23 protein-coding genes are annotated in these 22,979 nt (G+C 68.6%); 7 read left to right on the top strand and 16 right to left on the bottom strand.

The window, feature by feature from the left end; all coding sequences use genetic code 11:
* The first annotated feature begins 11 nt into the window (after nucleotides 1-11).
* Complete coding sequence (locus A5744_RS06860) at nucleotides 12-890, top strand: RDD family protein (protein ID WP_076059522.1); 879 nt, start codon at nucleotides 12-14, stop codon at nucleotides 888-890.
* Nucleotides 891-896: 6 nt separating this feature from the next.
* Here the strand turns inward: A5744_RS06860 and A5744_RS06855 are convergent, their stop codons facing one another.
* Nucleotides 897-1,286: a hypothetical protein gene (locus A5744_RS06855; protein ID WP_076059520.1), complete on the bottom strand. Its 390-nt coding sequence runs from the start codon at nucleotides 1,284-1,286 to the stop codon at nucleotides 897-899.
* 131 nt (nucleotides 1,287-1,417) lie between these two features.
* Between A5744_RS06855 and A5744_RS06850 the strand changes: the two genes are divergently transcribed.
* Nucleotides 1,418-2,140, top strand: coding sequence for a PadR family transcriptional regulator (locus A5744_RS06850; RefSeq protein WP_076059519.1), 723 nt, complete (start codon nucleotides 1,418-1,420; stop codon nucleotides 2,138-2,140).
* Between the two features lie 18 nt (nucleotides 2,141-2,158).
* On the opposite strand, the gene glpK is transcribed toward A5744_RS06850, so the two are convergent.
* Nucleotides 2,159-3,697 carry a glycerol kinase GlpK gene (gene glpK, locus A5744_RS06845; protein ID WP_076059517.1) on the bottom strand — a complete coding sequence of 513 codons (1,539 nt, stop codon included), beginning with the start codon at nucleotides 3,695-3,697 and terminating at the stop codon, nucleotides 2,159-2,161.
* Nucleotides 3,698-3,769: 72 nt separating this feature from the next.
* Between glpK and A5744_RS06840 the strand changes: the two genes are divergently transcribed.
* Nucleotides 3,770-5,242, top strand: a complete 1,473-nt coding sequence (locus A5744_RS06840; protein ID WP_076059515.1) for a glutamate--cysteine ligase — start codon at nucleotides 3,770-3,772, stop codon at nucleotides 5,240-5,242.
* Nucleotides 5,243-5,262: 20 nt separating this feature from the next.
* Nucleotides 5,263-5,940: a class I SAM-dependent methyltransferase gene (locus A5744_RS06835; protein WP_076059514.1), complete on the top strand. Its 678-nt coding sequence runs from the start codon at nucleotides 5,263-5,265 to the stop codon at nucleotides 5,938-5,940.
* A gap of 3 nt (nucleotides 5,941-5,943) precedes the next feature.
* On the opposite strand, the gene egtE is transcribed toward A5744_RS06835, so the two are convergent.
* The 10 genes from egtE to A5744_RS06785 form a co-directional block, all read right to left on the bottom strand.
* A complete protein-coding gene (egtE, locus tag A5744_RS06830) occupies nucleotides 5,944-7,092 on the bottom strand; it encodes an ergothioneine biosynthesis PLP-dependent enzyme EgtE (RefSeq protein ID WP_076059512.1) in 1,149 nt (382 codons plus the stop codon).
* Complete coding sequence (gene egtD, locus A5744_RS06825; protein ID WP_076059510.1) at nucleotides 7,089-8,054, bottom strand: L-histidine N(alpha)-methyltransferase; 966 nt, start codon at nucleotides 8,052-8,054, stop codon at nucleotides 7,089-7,091. The genes egtE and egtD overlap by 4 nt, the downstream gene beginning before the upstream one ends.
* Nucleotides 8,051-8,755 (bottom strand): ergothioneine biosynthesis protein EgtC, encoded by a 705-nt coding sequence (gene egtC, locus A5744_RS06820; protein WP_076059508.1) that lies wholly within the window; start codon nucleotides 8,753-8,755, stop codon nucleotides 8,051-8,053. Before egtC ends, egtD begins: the two co-directional genes overlap by 4 nt.
* Nucleotides 8,755-10,065, bottom strand: a complete 1,311-nt coding sequence (egtB, locus tag A5744_RS06815; RefSeq protein ID WP_076059506.1) for an ergothioneine biosynthesis protein EgtB — start codon at nucleotides 10,063-10,065, stop codon at nucleotides 8,755-8,757. The genes egtC and egtB overlap by 1 nt, the downstream gene beginning before the upstream one ends.
* Nucleotides 10,062-11,330 (bottom strand): ergothioneine biosynthesis glutamate--cysteine ligase EgtA, encoded by a 1,269-nt coding sequence (gene egtA / locus A5744_RS06810; protein WP_076059505.1) that lies wholly within the window; start codon nucleotides 11,328-11,330, stop codon nucleotides 10,062-10,064. Before egtA ends, egtB begins: the two co-directional genes overlap by 4 nt.
* A 114-nt stretch (nucleotides 11,331-11,444) precedes the next feature.
* Nucleotides 11,445-12,092 carry a sensor domain-containing protein gene (locus tag A5744_RS06805; RefSeq protein WP_076059503.1) on the bottom strand — a complete coding sequence of 216 codons (648 nt, stop codon included), beginning with the start codon at nucleotides 12,090-12,092 and terminating at the stop codon, nucleotides 11,445-11,447.
* 20 nt (nucleotides 12,093-12,112) lie between these two features.
* Nucleotides 12,113-12,541, bottom strand: a complete 429-nt coding sequence (locus tag A5744_RS06800) for an organic hydroperoxide resistance protein (protein ID WP_076059501.1) — start codon at nucleotides 12,539-12,541, stop codon at nucleotides 12,113-12,115.
* A gap of 58 nt (nucleotides 12,542-12,599) precedes the next feature.
* On the bottom strand, nucleotides 12,600-12,959 hold the full coding sequence (locus tag A5744_RS06795; RefSeq protein WP_076059499.1) for a hypothetical protein: 360 nt from the start codon (nucleotides 12,957-12,959) through the stop codon (nucleotides 12,600-12,602).
* A gap of 137 nt (nucleotides 12,960-13,096) precedes the next feature.
* Complete coding sequence (locus A5744_RS06790; protein WP_233148048.1) at nucleotides 13,097-13,480, bottom strand: hypothetical protein; 384 nt, start codon at nucleotides 13,478-13,480, stop codon at nucleotides 13,097-13,099.
* A gap of 48 nt (nucleotides 13,481-13,528) precedes the next feature.
* Entirely contained in the window at nucleotides 13,529-14,500 is a 972-nt protein-coding gene (locus A5744_RS06785) for a carbon-nitrogen hydrolase family protein (RefSeq protein WP_076059496.1), read from the bottom strand.
* Nucleotides 14,501-14,618: 118 nt separating this feature from the next.
* Between A5744_RS06785 and A5744_RS06780 the strand changes: the two genes are divergently transcribed.
* Nucleotides 14,619-14,951, top strand: coding sequence for a hemophore-related protein (locus A5744_RS06780; RefSeq protein WP_076059494.1), 333 nt, complete (start codon nucleotides 14,619-14,621; stop codon nucleotides 14,949-14,951).
* Between the two features lie 2 nt (nucleotides 14,952-14,953).
* On the opposite strand, the gene A5744_RS06775 is transcribed toward A5744_RS06780, so the two are convergent.
* From A5744_RS06775 to A5744_RS06765, 3 genes are read right to left on the bottom strand one after another with little or no spacing between them, the layout of a single operon-like run.
* On the bottom strand, nucleotides 14,954-16,051 hold the full coding sequence (locus A5744_RS06775; protein WP_205866294.1) for a DUF4185 domain-containing protein: 1,098 nt from the start codon (nucleotides 16,049-16,051) through the stop codon (nucleotides 14,954-14,956).
* Nucleotides 16,052-16,091: 40 nt separating this feature from the next.
* The gene (locus A5744_RS06770) at nucleotides 16,092-17,129 is read right to left on the bottom strand and encodes an aspartate-semialdehyde dehydrogenase (protein WP_139331264.1); all 1,038 of its coding nucleotides are present in this window, start codon (nucleotides 17,127-17,129) and stop codon (nucleotides 16,092-16,094) included.
* Entirely contained in the window at nucleotides 17,126-18,391 is a 1,266-nt protein-coding gene (locus A5744_RS06765; protein WP_076059489.1) for an aspartate kinase, read from the bottom strand. Before A5744_RS06765 ends, A5744_RS06770 begins: the two co-directional genes overlap by 4 nt.
* Nucleotides 18,392-18,499: 108 nt before the next feature.
* On the opposite strand from A5744_RS06765, the gene A5744_RS06760 reads away from it, so the two are divergent.
* Nucleotides 18,500-20,452 carry an LpqB family beta-propeller domain-containing protein gene (locus A5744_RS06760; protein WP_076059561.1) on the top strand — a complete coding sequence of 651 codons (1,953 nt, stop codon included), beginning with the start codon at nucleotides 18,500-18,502 and terminating at the stop codon, nucleotides 20,450-20,452.
* A 22-nt stretch (nucleotides 20,453-20,474) separates the two neighbouring features.
* Here A5744_RS06760 and A5744_RS06755 read toward each other — a convergent pair whose 3' ends face one another.
* A complete protein-coding gene (locus A5744_RS06755; RefSeq protein WP_083679220.1) occupies nucleotides 20,475-21,329 on the bottom strand; it encodes a C1 family peptidase in 855 nt (284 codons plus the stop codon).
* A gap of 487 nt (nucleotides 21,330-21,816) precedes the next feature.
* Between A5744_RS06755 and A5744_RS06745 the strand changes: the two genes are divergently transcribed.
* Nucleotides 21,817-22,908, top strand: coding sequence for a DUF4185 domain-containing protein (locus A5744_RS06745; RefSeq protein WP_240562984.1), 1,092 nt, complete (start codon nucleotides 21,817-21,819; stop codon nucleotides 22,906-22,908).
* Nucleotides 22,909-22,979: the final 71 nt, after the last annotated feature.

The raw sequence follows: 22,979 nt of genomic DNA, 5'->3' as shown, positions 1-22,979 counted from the left end.
CGTTCGGTGGTATGTCGGAGGTGGTGACCGGGGACGCGGTGGTCCTCGACGTCCAGATCGCCCAGCTGCCGGTGCGGGCGGTGGGCGCGCTGATCGACATCACGGTGATGTTCGTCTTCTACCTGCTCGGGCTGATGCTGTGGGCCGCCACCCTGACGCAGTTCGACAGCGCGCTGAGCGCGGCCGTCCTGATCATCTTCACCGTGCTGGTGATGATCGGTTACCCGTTGACCTTCGAAACCGCCACGCGCGGACGGTCGGTGGGCAAGATCGTGATGGGGCTGCGGGTGGTGTCCGACGACGGTGGCCCAGAACGCTTCCGCCAGGTGGTGTTTCGCGCGCTGGCCGCGGTGGTGGAGATATGGATGTTTCTCGGCAGTCCCGCCGTCATCTGCAGCATGCTGTCGCCGAAGGCCAAACGCGTCGGCGACATCTTCGCCGGCACGGTCGTGGTGAGTGAGCGAGGCCCACGATCGAGTCCGCCGCCGGCCATGCCCCCGGCGCTGGCGTGGTGGGCGACGTCGCTGCAGCTGTCCGGGCTGTCCGCCGGCCAAGCCGAGGTTGCGCGCCAATTCCTTTCCCGCGCACCACAACTCGATCGACAGCTACGCCAGCAGATGGCGTACCGGATCGCCGGGGACGTGGTGTCGCGCATCGCGCCGCCGCCCCCGCCCGGCGCACCGCCGGAGCTGGTGCTCGCCGCGGTCCTTGCCGAACGCCACCGCCGCGAACTGGCGCGGCTACGTCCCACGATGCCGGCGCCAGGACCGTGGCCGCCGGCCGGGCCGACGCCGTGGCCAGCCGGGTCACCCGCGCCGGCCGGCGCGCCGCCGGCCGTTCCCTGGCCGCAGCAGGATCCGCAGGCCGGCGGCTTCTCGCCGCCTCGCTGATTGCCGCTAGCCGGAGACGGTAAACGCCATCCAGATCACGTCGATGATCAGCAGCGCCCATCCGGCCAGCGGAACGACGATGCCGCCACGGCGCTTGGCGGTGAAGACCGAGACGGCGATGACGACGAACGCCACCACGGGCGCGCCGTAGAACGCGACACCGAAGTCGATCCCGCCGCGGCCCAGGTTCGGACAACTGCGATCGCTGCAGCCGTCGGTACTCATCACGGCGCCCAGCGCAAAGAGCATCACGAGCGCGGCCGCCGGCACCGTGGACAGCGCCAACGCCCAGTTGACCCACGGCCAGACGCGGCGTCCACGCGCTTCGCCCTGCGCCTGACCCGTCGCACTCCGCGTTGCGCTGTCGAACGTCACGTTGGAGTTATTTGCGTCCATCCCACAGGTGCTACCCGTCGAGTTCGGACGCAAACCTGGAATATCTCATTGCATCGCGTTAGTTTACGATATATCGTGATCTACCGAAGCGCACGACCGGTGCGCGACCCAACAGACGTAAGGACTAGACAATGACCAATCCATTCACCCCTCCCGACGGTCCATTCGGCGCTCGACCCGGCCTGGGCTTCGGTTTCGGCCCCGGCCCGGCTCCCGCTCAGCGGCGCGCCCTGCATGAGGCGAGGCGGCAGGCCCGGCGAGAATTCCGCGAACACCTTCGCGACCAGGCCGGCAACCAGGGCTTCGGGCCCGGCTTCGGGCCGGGATTCGGTCCCGGCTTCGGTCCCGGGTTCGGTCCCGGCTTCGGCTTCGGCCCCGGCGGCCGGCGCGGCGGATGGCGTCGCGGCGGTCCAGGCCGCGGACGCCGCGGCGATGTGCGGGCGGCCATCCTGGTGCTGCTCGCCGAGCGGCCGATGCACGGCTACGAGATGATCCAGCAGATCGCCGAACGCAGCGACGGAATCTGGCAGCCCAGCCCGGGCTCCGTCTACCCGACGCTGCAGCTACTGGCCGACGAAGGCTTGATCACCGCGACCGAAACCGACGGCAGCAAGAAGCTTTTCGAGCTGACTGACCAGGGCCGCGCGGCGGCCGAGAAGATCGAAACCCCGCCGTGGGACGAGATCGCCAAGGGCGCCGACCCGGGCCACGTCAACCTGCGCACCGCCGCAGGCCAGCTGTTCGGGGCGGTCGCGCAGTCCGCGCACACCGCCTCTTCCGACCAGCAGCAGCGCATCGTCGACATCCTCAACAATGCGCGACGGGAGATCTACGGCATCCTCGGCGAGGACTGACGGTCGGCGGACCCTGGATCAGGTCACATCGACCCAATCCAGGGTCCGCTGCACCGCCTTGCGCCAGCCGGCATACCCGGCGGCGCGCTCGTCGTCGCTCCACTCCGGCGACCATCGCCTATCCTCGTGCCAGTTCGCGCGCAGCTCGCCCGGGTCCGCCCAAAACCCGACGGCCAGACCCGCGGCGTAGGCCGCGCCGAGCGCGGTGGTCTCGGCGACCACCGGCCTCACGACGTCCACGCCCAGCACGTCCGCCTGAATCTGCATGCACAGGTCGTTGCCGGTGATACCGCCGTCGACCTTCAAAACCTCAAGGCGCACACCGGAATCGGCTTTCATCGCGTCGACCACGTCGCGACTCTGGTAGCAGATCGCCTCAAGGGTCGCGCGGGCCAGGTGCGCGTTGGTGTTGAACCGGGACAGCCCGACGATCGCGCCGCGGGCATCGGATCGCCAGTACGGGGCGAACAGCCCGGAAAACGCCGGCACGAAATACACCCCGCCGTTGTCGGCGACCTGACGGGCCAGCGCCTCACTCTGTGCCGCGCCGCTGATGATGCCCAACTGGTCGCGCAGCCACTGCACCGCCGAGCCCGTCACCGCAATCGAACCCTCAAGCGCGTAAACGGGTTTGGCGTTTCCGAACTGGTAGCAGACGGTGGTCAGCAGGCCGTTGCGAGATCGAACGATCGTCTCACCGGTGTTGAGCAGCAGGAAATTGCCCGTGCCGTAGGTGTTTTTCGCCTCCCCCGCGGCCAGGCACACCTGACCGACCATGGCGGCATGCTGGTCGCCGAGGACGCCGGTAATCGGCACCTCGCCGGCGACGGGACCGGTATCGGTGGTGACGCCGTACGGTTCCGGCGACGACGACGGCGCGATCGCCGGCAGCATCGCACGCGGAATCGAGAAGAACGACAACAGCTCGTCGTCCCAGTCCAGCGTTTCCAGGTCCATCAGCATGGTGCGGCTGGCGTTGGTGACGTCGGTGACGTGCACGCCGCCGCGCGGGCCGCCGGTCAGATTCCACAACACCCAGGTGTCGGCGGTGCCGAACAGCGCGTCACCGCTTTCGGCGGCCTCGCGCACCCCGTCGACGTTGTCCAGGATCCACTGCAGCTTTCCCCCGGAGAAGTAGGTCGCCGGCGGCAGGCCCGCTTTGCGCCGGATCACGTCGCCGCGACCGTCGCGCTCCAGCGCCGACGCGATTCGGTCGGTGCGCGTGTCCTGCCAGACGATCGCGTTGTAGTAGGGGCGCCCGGTGCGCCGATTCCATACCAGCGTGGTCTCGCGCTGGTTCGTGATTCCCAGGGCGGCAATGTCTTTCGCCGCCAGATCGGTTCGGTTCAGCACCGACGTCAGCACCGAGGACGTGCGCTCCCAAATCTCGACCGGGTCGTGCTCGACCCAGCCCGCGCGCGGCAGGATCTGCTCGTGCTCGAGCTGGTGACGGGCGACCTCGGTCCCGGCGTGGTCGAAGATCATGCAGCGGGTGCTGGTGGTGCCCTGGTCTATGGCGGCGACGAAGTCGGCCAAGCGCTCTCCTCCTCGTGTCATCGTCCATGATGGTCTACCCACACGCCGACCGGAAACTTGCGTTGCCGCCGGTAAACATGTTCCATCGGCATTGTGGGCGAAGAGGTCAAGCGCACCACCTATGACCACGCACATCGGCGGGAATACCGGCGCAAGGTGCAGTTGTGTCTGGACGTCTTCGAGACCATGCTCTCGCAATCACACTTCGACGCCGACCGGCCCCTCACCGGCATGGAGATCGAGTGCAACCTCGTCGACGCCGACTACCAGCCCGCGATGTCGAATCGCTACGTGCTGGACGCCATCGCGGATCCGGCCTACCAATCCGAATTGGGCGCCTACAACATCGAATTCAATGTGCCGCCCCGCCCGCTGCCCGGTCACACCGCCCTGGACCTGGAGGCGGAGGTGCGGGCCAGCCTCAACGACGCGGAGACCAAGGCCAACGCCAGCGGGGCACACATCGTGATGATCGGCATCCTGCCGACACTGCGACCCGAACATCTCGACGAGGGCTGGATGAGCGAGTCGACCCGATACGCGGCCCTCAACGAGTCCATCTTCAGCGCTCGCGGCGAGGACATCGAGATCGATATCGACGGCCCAGAGCCGTTGAGCTGGAACACCGCCACCATCGCGCCCGAATCCGCTTGCACCAGCATGCAATTGCATCTACAGGTGGCCCCGCGCGATTTCGCCGCCAACTGGAACGCCGCGCAGGTGCTGGCCGGCCCGCAGCTGGCCCTGGGCGCGAATTCGCCCTACTTCTTCGGCCACCAACTGTGGTCGGAGACCCGTATCGAAGTGTTCACGCAGTCCACCGATACCCGCACCGAGGAACTCACCACCCAGGGAGTGCGGCCGCGCGTGTGGTTCGGCGAACGCTGGATCACGTCGATCCTCGACCTGTTCAAGGAGAACATCAGCTACTTCCCGTCCCTGCTGCCCGAGCTGTCCGACGAGGATCCGGCCGCCGAGCTGGCCGCCGGACGCATTCCCGCGCTATCGGAATTGCGCCTGCACAACGGCACCGTGTACCGGTGGAATCGCCCGGTGTACGACGTCGTCGACGGACGCCCGCATGTGCGGCTGGAGAATCGGGTGTTGCCGGCCGGTCCGTCCGTGATCGACATGCTGGCGAACTCGGCCTTCTACTACGGCATGCTGCGCGTCTTGTCCGAAGCCGACGACCCACTTTGGACGAAAATGAGTTTCGCTGCGGCGCATGCCAATTTCGTCGAGGCGGCCCGCAACGGCATTGCCGCCCGCCTGCACTGGCCGGGCCTGGACCACGTGACGGCGCCGGAATTGGTGTTGAACACGCTGCTTCCGATGGCCGACGAAGGGCTGCGGCGGTGGGGCGTCGCCGCCGCGGCCCGCGACCGGTTCCTCGGCGTCATCGAGGGCCGCGCCGCGAGCGGACGCAACGGCGCCAGCTGGCAGGTGGCCACGGTGCGGGCGCTGCAGGACGGCGGGATGACGCGGCCCGCGGCGCTGGCCGAGATGCTGCGCCGCTACTGCGAACACATGCACGCCAACGAGCCGGTGCACACCTGGCCGTCGTAGGCGCGCGTACGTTGGGGGTCATGTGTTCTGACATCTTGGACTGGGACAGTGCATACCGCGAGCAGGGCCAGTTCCAGGGCCCGCCGCCGTGGAATATCGGTGAGCCGCAGCCCGAACTGGCGGCGCTGCTTGCGGCCGGCAAGTTCCGCAGCGACGTGCTGGACGCGGGCTGCGGGTACGCCGAGCTGTCGCTGGCGCTGGCCGCCGAGGGCTACACCGTGGTCGGCGTCGACCTAACCCCCACCGCCATCGCGGCGGCGACCAAGGCGGCCGAAGAACGCGGCTTGAGCACGGCCAGCTTCGTGCAGGCCGACATCACCTCGTTCTCCGGTTACGACGGCCGGTTCAACACGGTCGTGGACAGCACGCTGTTTCACTCGCTGCCGGTCGAGGGCCGCGACGGCTACCTGAGCTCGGTGCACCGCGCGGCGGCCCCGGGCGCCAGCTACTACGTGCTGGTGTTCGCCAAGGGTGCGTTCCCCGCGGAGATGGAACCGAAGCCGAACGAGGTCGACGAGGACGAGTTGCGCGCCGCGGTGAGCAAGTACTGGGAGATCGACGACATTCGGCCCGCCTATATCCACGCGAAAGTTCCCCAGATCCCCGACGCACCGTTCGAATTCCCGCCGCACGACCGCGACGAAAAGGGCCGGATGAAGTTTCCCGCCTACCTGCTCACGGCGCACAAGGCCGGCTAGGCCTCAAGCAGACAAAGCCGCGGTCGCGGCCCGCAGTGCCTCGGCGAAGGCACCGAGGTCGTCGGCCGTGGTGTCGGCGTGCGGCGAGATCCGCAGCACCGGCCCGGTCAGTTCCAGGGGCGCTCGCTGGACCCCCGCGTAGGTGGTCAGGATGCGCCGTTCGCGCAGCAACCATTCGCGCACGGCCGCTGCGTCGGCGCCGCCGACCGGGGCCAAAGTGGTGATCGCGCTGGGCTCTTCGATCTCCTCGATCACCGCCCACCCGGGCACGTCGGCCAGCACGCTGCGGCTGAGCGCGCCCAACTCGGCCAGCCGGGCCCGCACCGCCTCGGCGCCGCAGGCCAGATGTTCCCCCAGGGCCACCGAAAACCCCACGCGCGCAGCGACATTGGCCTCGCCGAATTCCAGCTGCTGGGCCACCGTCGGCGACCCCGATTTCACGGCCCACTCGGGCGCGGCCAGCCTCGGACGCAACCGCTCCATCAGGTCGGGGCGCACGGCGAGCGCACCCACACCCCGCGGCCCGGCGATCCACTTGCGCGACGAGGAATACGTGACGTCGGCGCCCACCGCGGTGTCCACGTGGCCCAGCGCCTGGGCGGCGTCCACGACCAACGGCAGGCCCAATTCGGCGCACAGCTTCGCAACCATCGCCGCCGGCTGGACTACCCCGCTATGGCTGGCCACCGTGGTCAGGTGGACGAAATCGGGCGGGTTGTCCTCGAGGGCCAACGCCGCGTCGTCGAGCGCCACCCGGCCGTCGTCCAGGGTCGGCAGCAGCCGTCGCTCGAACCCGTGGATCTCCATCAACGCCAGGTTGGGGCCGTATTCGCCGGGCAGGCAGGCGACCGTCCGGCGATCCGCGGGCCAGCCACCGAGCAGCAGATCCAGCGCGTTCAGCGAGCCGGTGGTGTACACCACCTCGGCGTCGGGCATCCCGCTCAGCGCGGCGAACGCGGCGCGCCCGGCATCGAGCGCGGGCGTCGCGGCCTCGGCGGCGACATACCCGCCGACTTCGGCCTCGTAGCGCGCGTGCTGCGCGGTCGCATCGATGACCGCGAGACTCTGGCGCGAACAGGCCGCACTGTCCAGGTGTAATCCGGCCATCGGCGGGCGGGCCTCCCGCCATCGGTCGGCCAGTGAATCGCTCACTTGACGGCTAACGACAACCCGAAATCACCGGCGGCGTCGGTCCACCAGCGGATGCGACGCAGTCCCGCGGTGGCCAATTCGGTGTTCACCCCGTCCGGGTGGAACTTGCACGACACCTCGGTGAGCATTTCCTCGCCGGCCGCGAAGTCGACGGTCAGCTCCAGCGCACCGACGCGCACCCGCTGCTCGTGATCGACCCGCAGCCACATCTCGATGCGTTCCTCGCCCGCGTTCCAGCGGGCCACGTGCCGGTATGCCGCGACGTCGAAATCGGCGTCGAGTTCGCGATTGATCACCGCCAGCACGTTGCGATTGAAGGCCGCGGTCACCCCGGCCGCGTCGTCGTACGCGCGCACCAGCCTGCCGGTGTCCTTGACCAGGTCGGTGCCGAGCAGCAGGCTGTCCCCGGGCCGCATCACCGCCGACAGGGCCGCGAGGAACTCCGCACGCGGTCCGGGCGTGAGGTTGCCGATCGTCGAGCCGAGGAAGACGAACAGGCGGCGGCCCCCGCCGGGAATCTCGGTCAGATGTTCCTCGAAATCGCCGCAGACGGCTTTGATCTCAACGCCCGCGTACTCGCTCTGGATGGCGGTCGCCGCGGCGGATAGGACGCCGGCGTCGACGTCGAACGGCACGAACCGGCGCAACGACCCGCGGCCATGCAGCGCGTCCAGCAGCAGCCGGGTCTTCTCCGACGTGCCACTGCCCAGTTCGACCAAGGTGTCGGCCTCGCTGGCCACCGCGATTTCGGCGGACCGGGCGCGCAGGATCTCGGCCTCGGCGCGCGTCGGGTAGTACTCGGGCAACCGGGTGATCTGGTCGAACAGCTCACTGCCCACCGAATCGTAAAACCACTTGGGCGGCAGCGATTTCGGTGTGCGCCGCAGGCCGTCGAGCACATCGCGGCGCAGCGCGTGATGCGCCGAGTCGGCGGCGAGGTGATTGGACAGCGACAACGTCATCGAGATCCTTTCGGCGGGTGGTCCAGAGGCGTCATCGTGACACCCTTCGCGGTGACTTCGACCAGGTGGCGGTCCGGCACGTCCTCCCAGTCGGAGTCGTCGTCATACGGCTCGCTGGCCAGCACCACACCGTCTGCGCGGCGCAGGATGCACAGCGTGTCACCCCAGGCGGTGGCGAGCAGCCGAGACCCGTTGGCGGCCAATATGTTCAGTCGCGCGAGGGGGTCCGCCGTGCCGATCTCGGCGATGGTGTCGCCCAGCGCGTCGAGCCCGCGCTCGAAGATGGCCGCCGCGAGTATCGCGCTGTCACAGACGGATTCGGCCGACGACGTCAGCGGCAACACGGTGCGGTCGACCACCCCGTTGTGCGACAACAGCCAGCGTCCGTTGCTGAACGGCGCGGTCGCGCTGGCCTCGATCGGCATGCCGACGGTCGCCGAGCGGACGGCGGCCACCACGCAGTGGCTGCGCAGTACCGGCGCGACCGACTCGAACGATGCGTCACCCCACAGCGGCGCCGCGCTGCGCCAGCGCCGAGCCACGTCTTGGTCGAAAAACCCGATGCCCCAACCGTCGGCGTTCATCAGGCCGTACTTTTGCCGGCGCGGGGCATAGGACTGCACCCGCAGCCCGGACGGCGGTTCCAGCACCAGCGAGGAGACGGTGACGTCGGCCCCGAGCCAGCCGAGGTGGCGGCACATCAGCCGGAGCCTGCCGCGTCGGGGGCATCCCAGGCCAGCCGGACGCCGGAGAAGATCTGGCGGCGGAACGGGTGATCCCAGTTGCGGAAGCTGGGCCGCAGGATGGACGGCTCCACCGCCCACGACCCGCCCCGCAGCACCCGGTAGTCGCCGTCGAAGAACGGCTGGGAATACCGCTCGTAGATCATCGGGACGAATCCCGGCCAGGGCCGCAGCGGAGAACTGGTCCACTCCCACACATCGCCCAGCAGCTGCTCGACCCCGTAGGCCGAAGCGCCGCCCGGATATGCGCCGACGGGTGCGGGACGCAGCGCCGTGCCACCCAGGTTGGCGAGCGCGTCCGACGGATCCTGCTCGCCCCACGGGTAGCGACGCCGCGTCCCCGCCGCGGGATCCCACGCGCACGCCTTCTCCCATTCCGTCTCGGTGGGCAACCGCGCACCGGCCCACGCCGCGTAGGCCTCGGCCTCGAAAAAGGTGACGTGCTGCACCGGCTCGTCGGCGGGTATCTCTTCGACGCGGCCGAATCGGGTGCGCGTTCGCGCATCGGAGCTCCAGAATTGCGGCCCGGTCAGGCCCGCGCCCTGGCGGTGCTGCCAACCGCGCGCCGACCACCAGTGCGGCTGGTGGTAGCCGCCGTCGTCGATGAAGTGCTGCCATTCGCCGTTGGTGACCGGGACCCGGCCGATCCTGAATGCCGGCACGTCGACGACGTGGGCGGGACGTTCGTTGTCCAACGAGTAGGGCTCGGTCGCGGCGTCCACGCCCTGCACGAACGGTCCGGCGGGAATCAGCACCGACGTCCCGGCGAGCCCCGGCCGACCCGCGGGCAGGGTGGACGTGTCGGGCAGCAGCGGCGCGCCGGTGCGTAGGTTCAGGGCCTGCAACATGGTTTCGTCGTGCTGATTTTCGTGGCTGACCACCATCCCGTACGTGAAGGCGGCACGCTCGCCGGCGGGGTCGTCGGGCAGGGCATCCAGCGCGTCCAGCGCGGCGGATCGCACTGTGCGGCAATAGGATCGGGCCTGCTCCGGGGACAGCAGCGGCAGGTCGACGCGGCTCGCGCGGGAGTGCTCGAACGCGTCATAGAGGCCCTCGACCGCGGGCGGCAGCATCCCCGGCCGGCGCGGGTCCCCGCCGCGCAACAGCCACAGCTCTTCTTGCTGACCGATGTGCGCCAGGTCCCACACCAGTGGGCTCATCAACGGGTCGTACTGGCGGCACAGCTCGGCGTCGTCGAAATCGGTCAGCCGCAACGTCCGGGTCCGCGCCCGGGTCAGATCGTCGGCAAGCCTCTCCCGGGAAGTCACGGGCCCCCTTGCGCTTTCGCGGCCCGCGAGACCTCGGCCGCGATGCCGTGCTCGATCACCTGGTCGGAGAAGTCGTCCCCGGGACATCGGCCCCGCTCGACGCAGCGAATCAACCGCGCCATCGCGTCGGTCAGCTCAGGGGGAGCCTGCTCGGCGGCGGCGGCCACGCACCGATTGGCCGCCTCGTACAGTCGCCGGTCGCGCAGGCCGGCCTGGGCGGCGGTGTCCCAGGCGGTGGCAACCGGTTCGACGGCCTCGGCCGCGATGTCGGCGGCGACCGGGTTATCGAGCAGGGTCACCAGGGTGAACACGACCGCGGGCCAGAAGGCGTCCGGCACGCTGTCGAGGTAGCGGATTTCCAGCCACCGCCTGGGGCGGACCGGCGGAAACAGCGTGGTCAGGTGGTATTCCAGGTCGGCGATGGTGGGGCGGCGATCGCCCAGCAACACTCGGCCGTCCACCCAGTCGGCGAAGGGGACCCAGCTCGTGACCGGCACCGCCTCCGGCGTGTGCACGAGCATCACGGGCGCCTTCAGCGCGTAGCGCGCCCAGTCGATGCCGGGGTCGTCGCCGCTGGCACCCAGGATCGGCCCACAGCGAGCCGAGTCCATCTGGCCCCACACCCGCTGCCGGGTCGAGACCCAACCGGTGAACTCGCCGCCCAGCATCGGCGAATTGGCGGCGATCGCGATCATCGTCGGCCCCAGGGCATGCGCCAGCCGCACACGGGCCGCCCATCCATCCTTGGGCCCGGCGTCCAGATTGACCTGAATCGACGCGGTGGATGTCATCATCGCCGCGCCCGCGGATCCGGATTCGCTGGCGGCGAAGAACTCTTCCATGGCGCGGTAACGGGTGCCGGGATTGATGCGCTCGGGCGGCCGCAGCGGATCCGTCCCGAGGAATACCAGGCCCAGCCCGGCGTCGGCGAAGGCCGGCCGAAGCACGGCCTGGTCGCGGCGCATCGCGTCGAGGGCCGCGAGCACGCCGTCGACGGGCGGGCCGGACAGTTCGACCGCGCCGCCCGGTTCCACGGTGACCCTGCTGCCGCCCGGCAGGGTGGGCAACCGCTCGATGACGTCGGTGATTTCGGCCCAGCTCGGCCGCCGGAAGGGATCGGCCGGGTCGTGGCAATGTCCTTCCATTTCCAGCCCGACGGGCCCGAGGGGCGCATCCGCTAGACAGCCCTCGGCGATGTATTGCGCGGCTGCCGTGGAACTGGCCATCTCGGCTTCGAGCGCGGCGGAAGTGGCGGCGAACGTCATATCACGATCCCTCCGCGCCCGGCCACGGATCGCCGGGCGCCATGTTCGCGGCTATCGGGACGATAGCCACCGTCACTTCATCTTCCAGATCGCTCCGACATATTCCCGACCCGTTTACTGACCCAGCGCGTTCTGCATGGCTCCGGCCAGCACGTTGACGGCGGGCCCGCCGTTGCCAGATTGGCAGACCTTCGCCTGCAGCAACACGTTTTCGCGCAGCCGGGTTTGATCGAAGCAACGCCGATCGGTGCCCGCTTCCTGCTTAGTCCAGTTGGCGTCGGTGCCGGTCGCCGGCCCGCCGTCGAACGACCACACCTGGGTGGAGCCGTTGTCCAAATGCATGGCGGTGGTCTGTCCCGAGCAACCGACGGTTCGATCAACCACGCGATGGAAAGCTCGGGACGCGGCGTCGTTGGTCGCGAACACCCCGACCGCCTGCCGGACCAAGTGGGTCTGGTCGTTGGCCGACGTCTGCGTGGTGGCCCCGTTGAACGACGCCAGGTCGGGGTCGTTGTAGACCTCGGGCAATCCGATGTCGGCCCAGTTGTTGCATTCCGCGACGTCGACCCAATATCCCTGGAACGGCTGGGTGAAGACCGATTCCCAGCCCATCGGCCCGCCGACGATATTGCCGACCGACCCCTTGCCGAGTACCGCGTAGGAGACCACCCCGGGTTCCGACGGGTGGGCGCTCGCGACGGGCATCGCCGACGCGCCGCCCACGGTCACGGCGATCGTCGCGACCGCGGCGCAGATCCGCATTCTCCGATCCAATGGCCCGGCTAGACCTTCGCGGAGACGTCGACGTCGACGTTGCCGCGGGTGGCCTTGGAGTACGGGCATACCTGATGCGCCTGCTCCACCAAATCGTCGGCGACGCTTTGTTCCACACCCGGCAGGTGGCCGACGATCTTGCCCGTCAGCCCGAATCCGCCCGCGGAATCCTTACCGAAGCCGATTTCGACGCTCACGCTGGTGGCGTCGTCCAGCGTGACTTTTGATTTGCCGGCGACCAGGCGCAGCGCGCCCAGGAAGCAGGCCGCATACCCGGCGGCGAACAACTGCTCGGGATTGGTGCCTTCGCCGCTGCCGCCCATCGCCTTCGGCGGCCGGGTTTCCAGGTCGATCCGCCCGTCGTCGGACTTCACGTGGCCGTCGCGGCCGCCGCCGGTCGCCGTGGATTCCGTGGTGTAAACGACTTCAATGGTCATGGGTCTCGATCATGCCAGCACCGTTGCCCGGCGGGCGAATGTCGTTGCACCCCAGATATCAGGGCCGCGGAGTACCTTGCGTGTTCGGGGCCGGCGCCGGCGCACTCGTCGTCGGCGACTGGCCGGGACCACTCGAGGCACCCGGGCCATATCCCCACGGCCCGCCCCACGGCGGGCCACCGGGGCCGCCAGGTCCTCCGGGGCCGTACATCATGCCGTGGTGGTAACGGCAGTGATGGTGGTACCCGACGACCATCGCGCCGGCGAAAAACACGGTGGCGAGGATGAAAACGATCCCGGCGACGATCACCACCCACGCCGCGGCCACATACAGCGCGGGGGGCTTGACCCTTGCGGGTGGCGGCGGAGGCGCCGGGGCGGACGTCGGCTGAGTTGACGGTTCAGGTGTTTCGCTCATGCCTCGATCCTGCCCTCTGCCCGTTACGACGGGTAGCCCGGCGCTCGAACGAGCGCCGGGCTACTTGGTGTTCAGTTAGCGGCCCGCCGGGGTCCTCCTATCACCCCGTGAGCACGTGGACGGTGTGGAACTCTCCCCTACGGCGTCCGCGACGGAGCGACCGATGACGGAACCTGGCTGGGGCCGGGAGCGCCGGGCGTCACGGCTCCCGGTGCCGGTGCCGGTGCACCCGGAGCGTTCGCGCCGGGTCCGCCGCCCGGACCGCCGGGGCCGAATCGGTGCATCATCGCGTGGTGCTTGTGGTGGTGATGGTGGTGATGACCGCCGTGATGCCCCAGCGCCATCCCCGTGAAGAAGATGACCGAGACGATGAACACGATCCCGGCGACGATGGCGACCCAGGCCGCCGCGATAAAGACCCGGGGGGTCCGGTAGAGCGCCGGCTCTGTGGCCGCCGCCGGTGCAGTTGCGGTGGAACTCCGCACAGTGGGGGTTTCAGGTGTTTCACTCATGAGACACATGATGCGGGGGTAAACAGTGGTTGCGGCTATGCGTTAGTTAAGTAGCAGCTATGAGGCGAACCCTGTTTCTGCTGGTGAATGGCGGAAACCGCCCCTATGCGCCACATGACGGCGGTAGTAGCGCCTGCCGTGCAGCCGCTGGTAGTTCCACGTTATGGCCGGCAGGACTCCCCGGCGATGCAGCCAAAAGCCTTTCGGCGGTTGCGCTTTCGGTGCGCGACGGCCGATCACGACATCGGCGACGACGACGCCCGCGCCCTCGTCGGCGGTGCGGGAAGCCAGCACCGCACCGTCGGCGGCGACGATCATGGTTCCACCTTCGAATCGGCCGCTGTAATCGATTGGCAGCCACGGCATCCGGGATCGCAGTGCGCCGGCGTGGGCCGCATGGAGCACCGGCGCGCCGACGTACCCGGCGAAGGACTCGGCCGCTCGCTGCGCGGTTGCCGCGTTGCGGGTTTCCATGCGGCGGAACATGGCCGACGGGTGCCAGCGGGGAACCGACCACCAGCCCGACCCCGTCATCGCCAGGTCGATGCGCCCGCGGAGCCGGTGTACCGTCTGCGTGCGCATGAGCTCCCAGCACACGGCGGCACCTACGGTGAGCTCGCCGGTCGAGATAATGCCGTCGTCGTGGCCGCCGATGTAAAACGAGTTCTCCCACATGGTGGGCAAGTCCTTGTCGTGGCGACCGGCTACGCCTTCCGGGGTGACCAGCACGTAGGCGTTGCGTACGTGCCCGTCGGTGTCCCTGGCCAAGAATGACCCGCCGATCATCGCGCCATGGCGCCGGGCCAGGCCCAGCAGCAGTTCGGTGGCCTCGCCGTCCGGTGGCAGGGCGGCATCGGCGAGTTCCGGCAGAAAGCCGATGCCGGTGGTGAAGAACTCCGGCAGTGCGATCACGGTTGCGCCGGCGGCGGCGGCCTCATCGACGAGCCGCTCGACGGCGGCGAGGTTGGCGTCGACGTCGGCGGGCACGGCGTCTAACTGGACGGCGGCGGCGCGCTGGCTTCTATCCATGTATCGATGCTCACCCGGCGGGCGGAATGACAGCAAGGACAATGTAGCGACGATTTCCGCCACCCAATGACGCGAGCCGATTAGTGTTGATGCGATCAGTTGGAGGGAGGGAGTCCACATGATCAAGCTGTTTTTGACCGGACTGGGGATAGCGGTTGGCAGCCTGGCACTTTCGTTGACCGCCGGGGTCGCGTCCGCAGATCCCGATCTGGGTTCGGCCGTCAACACCACCTGCAATTACCAGCAGGTTGCCGCGGCGTTGAACGCGCAAGATCCACAGTATGTCTCGATGTTGAACTCATCACCGCAGATGCAGGCCGGTTTGCGGCGGTTCCTCGCCGCGGCGCCCGCTGAACGCCAGCGGTTGGCGCAGCTGACGGTGAGCAACCCAGACAATCAGCCGTTGATACCGATTCTTAAAACGGCTTTCGACACCTGCAATAACTTCTGAGCTCACTCCGGTTTGAACGGGTTCACCGCGAACTGAATCACGCGGTACGGCGCGCTCACCCGCGCTCGCGTGTCCCATTGGCTGACGAAAATTCGAAGCTCATCGAGCGTGGAACCGGGCGAGATATATCCGCCATACGGTTGCGCGAGCCGGTTGTCATACGGGGGCGGCAGGCTTTCCGCCGGCTCGGGCCACTCGTCGTGCTGCACCACCGTCGTCACCGGCGCGGTGCCCAGCGACGTCGGGTCGTTGGCCACCCGGACCTCCATGTTGCCGTTACCGGAGTTGAAATACGACAGCACCGCCTTGCCGTCGATCTGCCTGATGCACATCTCGCCCACCTGGTCGGGCCACAGCGGTGTCGGCGGCTTGTTCCACCCGCCGTCCGGCCCCGCGGCCCAGCCCTGCCACCGGGACCGGTCGGTGAACGTCTGCGGCGTGGCCCGGTACAGCACCACCGGCTGTCTGCGGGTGAAGCTGTTGGCGACGATGTACACCCACCCGCTCGGCGAATCCGGGGTGGGGACCGGGTCGTAGTACCCGCTGATCTGCGTCTGTGAGCCGCCCTGGTACGAGGCGACGCGCCGCGAGCCAGGGACCGTCTGCCATCCGGCGCGCGCCGGTGCGGCCGCCACCAGCCGGGAGTTCTGCGGCTCCAGATCCTTGGTCGTGGTCACCATCAGGTAGTTGCGGCGGTTGATCTCCACCACCCCGGCGGGCAGCTGCGAATCCCCCGGCGGCGTCGGGTCGGCCAGCAGCGGCGCGTTGATTCCGGTGACGCCGGTGTAGCGGACGCCTGCGGGATCGTCCACTGACGCCGTGTCGACATGCAGCGCAACCGGCGAGTACCAGCCACCGAAGCCGACACCCTGGCCCGCGAAGCTGTCGCCGCACACCTGCAGCAGCTCAGTGGGGAACGCGACGAAGTCGCACAGATCGGTGGCGCCGATGCCGTAGTCGCGGGTGGGGGTGCCGGTACCGGCCGTCGGACCGATGCGCAGCACCTGACCCGGGGCCAGCGGCTGCAGCACCGGCTCGGGCTCGGGCGCCGGCGGATCGGCGTGTGCAAGCCAAACAGGCTGGGGCGCAACCAAACACAAAACGCTTAGCAGGGCGACCCGGGCCGAACTCACCCGGGAACTATAGTTCGGCGGCCAGCAGCTCGGCGATCTGGATGGTATTCAGCGCCGCACCCTTGCGCAGATTGTCACCCGAGACGAACAAAGCCAGGCCCCGCCCCTCCGGTACGCCGGGGTCCTGGCGGATCCGGCCGACCAGCGATTCGTCGACGCCGGCGGCGGCCAGCGGCGTCGGCACGTCGACCAGCTTCACACCCGGGGCGCCGTCGAGCAGTTGACGCGCGCGCTCCGGCGGCAGCGGGCGGGCGAATTCGGCGTTGATCGACAGCGAGTGCCCGGTGAACACCGGAACCCGCACGCAGGTACCGCTGACCAGCAGGTCGGGAATGCCCAGGATCTTGCGGCTCTCGTGGCGCAGCTTCTGGTCCTCGTCGGTCTCCCCGGATCCGTCGTCCACCAGCGATCCCGCCAGCGGCACCACGTTGAACGCGATCGGCGCGACGTACGTTTTGGGCGCCGGGAACTCGATCGCGCCGCCGTCGTGCACCAGTTCCTCGGCGTCGCCGACGACCGCGCGCGCCTGGGTCGCCAGCTCCTCGACGCCGGCCAACCCGCTGCCCGACACCGCTTGGTAGCTCGAGACCACCAGGCGCACCAGCTGAGCCTCGTCGTGCAGCACCTTGAGCACGGGCATCGCGGCCATGGTGGTGCAGTTCGGGTTGGCGATGATGCCCTTGGGCCGGTTGGCGGCATCGCGGGCGAAGTTGACCTCCGACACGACGAGTGGCACGTCGGGATCCTTGCGCCACGCCGACGAGTTGTCGATCACTGTGACCCCGGCGGCGGCGAATCGCGGCGCCTGCACCAGCGACATCGTCTTGCCGGCGGAGAACAGCGCGATGTCCAGGCCGCTCGGGTCCGCCGTCGCGGCGTCCTCGACCTCGATCTCCTGGCCGCGGAAGGGCAGCTTGCGCCCCTGCGAGCGGGACGACGCGAAGAACCGCACCGACGTCGCGGGGAAATCCCGCTCGTCGAGCAGCCTGCGCATCACCTGGCCCACCTGACCGGTGGCACCTACAACACCGAGCGCGACCATCAGCGGCCCGTCCCCGCGTACACCGTCGCCTCCCCGTCGCCGCCCAGCCCGAACGCCTCATGCAACGCCACGACGGCCTTGTCCAGTTCCGTGTCGCGGCACAGCACCGAGATCCGGATCTCGGATGTCGAAATCAGCTCGATGTTCACGCCTACCTGGGCGAGCGTCTCACAGAAGGTCGCCGTGACGCCGGGGTGGCTGCGCATGCCCGCCCCGATCAGCGACACCTTGCCGATGTGGTCGTCGTAGAGCAGCTGGCTGAACCCGATCTCTTCCCGGAGGGCGTCCAGCTTCGCCACGGCCGTCGGGCCGCTGTCGCGGGAGCAGGTGAAGGTGATGTCGGTCTTGCCGTCCTCGATCTTGGAGACGTTCTGCAGCACCATGTCGATGTTCACGTCGGCGTCGGCGACGGCCCGGAACACCTGGGCCGCATACCCGGGGATGTCGGGTATGCCGACGACGGTCACCTTGGCCTCGCTGCGATCGTGCGCGACTCCGGTCAGGATGGGGTCTTCCATGGCTATGTCCTTGATCGATCCGACGACGACGGTGCCTTCTTTGTCCGAGTACGACGACCGGACATGCACCGGGATGTTGTAGCGGCGTGCGTATTCCACGCAGCGCAGCATCAAGACCTTGGCGCCGCAGGCGGCCAGCTCGAGCATCTCCTCGAACGTCACGGTGTCGAGCTTGCGGGCATTGCGCACGATCCGCGGGTCCGCGCTGAAGATGCCGTCGACGTCGGTGTAGATCTCGCAGACGTCGGCGCCCAGCGCGGCGGCCAATGCGACGGCCGTGGTGTCCGAACCGCCACGGCCGAGTGTGGTGACGTCCCGGGTGTCCTGGCTGACTCCCTGAAACCCGGCGACCAAAACGATCCGGCCTTCGTCGAGCGCCGACTGCAGCCGCGTCGGTGTGACGTCGATGATCTTCGCGTTGCCGTGGGTGCCGGTAGTGATGACGCCGGCCTGCGATCCGGTGAACGACCGGGCGTGCGCGCCCAGCGATTCGATGGCCATGGCCACCAGCGCATTGGAGATGCGCTCACCGGCCGTGAGGAGCATGTCGAGTTCCCGGGGCGGCGGGACGGGGCACACCTGCTGAGCCAGGTCCAGCAGATCGTCGGTGGTGTCGCCCATCGCGGAGACCACCACGACGACGTCGTTGCCTTGTTTCTTGGTCTCGACGATGCGTTCGGCGACGCGACGGATCCGGTCGGCGTCGGCCACCGAGGATCCGCCGTACTTTTGTACGACGAGCGCCACTGTCTCTCTGCCTGCCCTTCCGGCCCCTACAGACGTGTTTTGAGTCCACAACAGAATACGTGCCGGCGCATCCTGATTTACCCGGCGATGTCCGGCACGATGGGCGCCATGCCCACGACTGCTCCCTACGGATCTTGGACGTCGCCCATCGACGCCGCCGATCTGGTCGGCGGATTGCATCCGGTGGCCGGCGGGCGGTTCGTCGACAACGAAGTGTGGTGGCTGGAAGGGCGTCCAGCGGAGAAGGGTCGTTATGCCGTGCGCCGCATCGGTGCCGACGGCGGCGCCGAGGACGTGTTGCCCGCGCCGTGGAACGCGCGCACCCGCGTGCACGAGTACGGCGGGGGTGCGTGGACGGTCACCGATGCCGGCGCGGTGATCTTCGCCGAGTTCGGTGATCAACGGCTGTACCGCCTCGACGAACCGGGCGGTGTGCCCGTCCCGCTCACTCCGCAACCGCCGGAGCCCGCCGCCTGGCGCTATGCCGAACTGCAACTGTTGCGCGACGGCGAGGTGTGGTGCGTTCGCGAGCGGCACGCCGACGGCGTGGTCCAGCGCGACATCGCGGCGGTGCCGGTCGACGGGTCGGCCGCAAAGGACGCCGACGCGATCCGCTCGGTGGTCGCCGGTTCACACTTCCTCGCCGCGCCGCGGATCTCGCCCGACGGTGCCCGGCTGGCGTGGATCGCGTGGGAGCACCCGCAGATGCCTTGGGACGGCACCGAACTGCGGGTGGCCGATCTCGACCCGGGTGGCGTTGCCGGCGCGATGCGCACCTTGCTCGGCTCGACGACTGAGTCGGTGTTGCAGCCGGAGTGGTGCGACGCCGCATCCCTGTACGTGATCAGCGATCGCAGCGGGTTCTGGAACCCCTATCTGATCGCGGTCGACGGCGGCGATCCGGAACCGATCGGCGCGGTCGAGGCCGATCTCGGCGGACCGATGTGGGCCCTCGGCACACGCTGGTACACACTTCTGCCGGACGGGCGGCTGCTCACCGTGCGCACCCTCGGGACGTCCACGCTGGCCTACCTCGACCCCAAGACCGGGAACTACGACGACATCGATCTCGGCGGCCACACCAGCGTTTCTCTCGGGCCGGCCCGCGACGGCCGGGTGGTGCTGACCAGTTCCGGCGCGCACACGCCAGCCGGGATCCGGACGCTTGAGCTCGCGTCCGGCCGGCTCGCCGACATCCGGCTCAGCGTCGACGACGTTCCGGACGCCGCGTACCTGCCGCACGCCGAACAAATGGCCTTCCCCGGTGTCGGCGGCCGCCAGGTGCACGCGGTGGTGTACCGGCCGCGCAACCCGGACTTCGCCGCGCCAGATGGCGAACTGCCGCCGTTCGTCGCGCACGTGCACGGCGGCCCAACCGGCCACACCGAGCCAATGCTCTCGCTGAGCAACGCGTACTACACCAGCCGGGGCATCGGGGTCGTCGACGTCAACTACGGCGGGTCCACCGGCTACGGCCGCGAGTACCGCGAGCGACTGCGCGGACAGTGGGGAATCGTCGACGTCGAGGACACCGTCGCGGCTGTCCGCGGCCTGGCCGATGCCGGCGTGGCCGACGGCGCCCGCCTGGCCATCGAGGGTGGCTCGGCCGGCGGTTGGACGGTGCTCTCCGCCCTGACCACCAGCGACGCGTTCGCATGCGGCATCTCGTTGTTCGGCGTCGCCGAACTGATCGAGTTCGTCAAGGAGACCCACGACTTCGAGTCGCGCTACATCGACGGCTTGGTCGGGCCCCTGCCCGAAGCGCGCGAACTCTACGAACAGCGCGCACCGCTGAACAACGTCGCCGGGCTGTCGTGTCCGGTGTTGTTGCTGCAGGGCCTGGACGACCCGATCGTCCCGCCGGCGCAGGCCGAGCGGTTCCGCGACGCACTCATGGCCAAGGGCCTGCCGCACGCCTACCGGCCCTACGAGGATGAGTCGCACGGCTTCCGCAAGCGCGAGACGATCATCGACACGCTCGAGTCGAGTCTGTCGTTCTACGGCCAGATTCTCGGCTTCGACCCGCCGGGGGTGCCGCGGCTCGAACTCTGGCGGCCATAACGGCGCGTTGCGCGGTGAGGTGCTACGACGAAACCATCTGGATGGCCCAGAAGTCGCTCGCCAAGTGCGCCCCGTTGATGGGCGAGCTGTCGGAGCTGGCCTTGGAACCGGTCAGATACTCGTAGGGCAGGTAGAAGTAGCCGTGGTCGCCCCACGACGGTCCCCACGAGTTCCGAACGATCAAGTGGCTCTTGGGATCTGAGTAGCCGACGGCGACTACGGCATGGCCGCCGACCGTGGCCTCACCCCGTTTGGGCATGGGAACCACACCCGTTCGAGCGACGGGCTGCGATTCAAAGCTCTGGTACACGGTAAACCCGAAAACGACGGGCAGATTCGAGGCGATCGCATCCTTGAGGTCCCCCAGTGTCTGGATCGCCTCGTATTGCACCGCTTTGTCCTTCTTCGCGGCGACGTAGCAACGCTTCGGCGGTTTCACCGTGAACACGCCGATGTCGTACGGCCACAAGGTTTCCGGGCAAACGCCCTCGCGGTTCACTACCTTGATGCCGTCCCTGATGACGGCGCCCGAGTCGCTGGACACGGTGCCTTCGAGCGCACGTTCGTTGTAGTAGATGAACAGCCGCGAAGGGACAAAATCGGACAGGCCCTGCCGATCCCGCTCGTACTCCATTGCGGCGGCGATGGCATTTCCGGTGCACGATCCGAGCTGGCCCTGGTCGTAGACCGCGGGCATCGACGGACGTAGGTCGTACTCGGCGGGCGGCAGGTCCCTAAGCCTGGCCGTGTACACCATGTCGCGGGCGTCCGGGAGCTGTGGGCGCCAGCCGAAACCGCGAACGTGGCTCCAGTCCTGTGCCTGGGCGTCGCCTTCTCCGCGGCCCTTGACGCGGCTGGGCTCTTGCAAAGTGGTCATTGCAACCTCCAAATCTCCTGTGGTGCGTCGACCGTAGGAGCCCAGACCTAGGGACGGCACGCGTAGTGCACCACCTGATTTCTCGGCCAACTACGTCATCCCGACGAGTAGGGCTCGCGCCGAGTTCGGTTGCGCAGGCCGGTTAACGGAGCGCCGAGGACGACACAGGTAGCCCGCTACTCGTGCCCCGGCCGCATGTCCTCCGCATTGTTGGGGGTAAAGACGTGGTGGGAGTCGTCGCCGAATCCGAGGGGTGCGACGACTCGGCCGGGACGCTAGCGGAGGAGCCATGCACGAGGCGGATTCGGCGGCGCTGCGCAAACAGGTTCTGCGGAGACTCCGCTCGGGAGAGAAGGTCTCCGCGGTTGCGGCCGACAGCGGCGTCAGCGCCTCCACGGTATATAGGTGGAGGCGCGAAAGTGGCTGTGTCGCAACGAAATCGCCCGCCGCACGCAGCTCACGATCAATCCGGTCGGCGGCGGTGCCCATGCCGTCCGTCGAGGGCTATCTTGGGGATATCACCGGCCCGGGCATCACCGACACATGGGGGGTTACCTGCACCGACCTGGGTGTCTGCGCGGTGGCACCCAACGGCAAGCTGGTATCGGTCTTCGGAGATACCTTCTCGGGCCGCACCGTTGGGCAGGGTGACTGGCGCGCCCCGGTCGCCATGGTCGGCAGCGGGGACGCCAACAACCAGATCCGCTATGAGTACGCGGGCGGCGCCGACCCGAACTATGCGCGGCAGCTGTGGTCCTACGTCCACGACGGCGAACCGTGGAACCGGGGCGGGATCAGCACCGTGATTCCGTCCGACGTGCTGGTCGTCGGGCAGACGATGTACCTGCATGCCATCGTCAACCGCGGCTTCGGGAACGTGGTCTGGACCGGGATCTGGGCCTCCACGGATAACGGCGGCAGCTGGCGGCGGATGGGCGCCCGGGCAAGGTTTCCCGCGTCGCTGCACGACGGCTACGCGCAGCTGTGGTCGTGGGACTACAACCCCGACGACGGCTGGGTGTACGTCGTTTCCACGGGGTTCCAGCGAGACAAGGGCGTCATCCTGCGACGTGTGCGTCCGGGCGATATCGGCGACAGGACCAAATACTCCGGCTGGGGCTGGGCCGACAACCGGTGGGCATGGGACACGGCGCCGACGCCCATCACGCCGCCCGCCGAAACGTGGGGCGAGCTGACGCTGCGCAGGCTCGATACCGGCACGTGGATCCTGGGCGGCTTCCTGTCCTCGGGATATGCGTTGGGGTACCGCACGATCGACTCGCCGACCGCCAATCTGTACGAAACCGAGGTCCAGACGCCGGTGGTCGGGACGACCTGGGACGCCCAAAACCTCGCGGGCAATCAGGTCGCCCAGCTCTACGGCGGATATGTTCTGCCGGGCTCACGGCTGGACGTTCCGGGCGGCGTCGGGCTGGTGGTGTCGCAGTGGAACACCGCGACGGGGTGGCCGTACAGGACGATGCAGTTCAGGGTCACCCTCAAGGACACCACGGGCACGTCGAGCGTCCCGAGTCGCACAGGTCGGCGCCGATTTCGGTCGCCGGGCCAAGCGCGGTAGAGTGCTCTACGTGCAGCGGGTGCTCCTCCTCGGACGCCGCGACGGGGTCTGATCCAGACCGGCCTCCCGTC

Source organism: Mycobacterium sp. IS-1264 (genome assembly GCF_001954195.1).
In the GTDB taxonomy this organism is placed as follows: domain Bacteria; phylum Actinomycetota; class Actinomycetes; order Mycobacteriales; family Mycobacteriaceae; genus Mycobacterium.
Note: the sequence above shows the minus strand (reverse complement) of the source record. Positions and strands in the feature narration are given on the sequence as shown.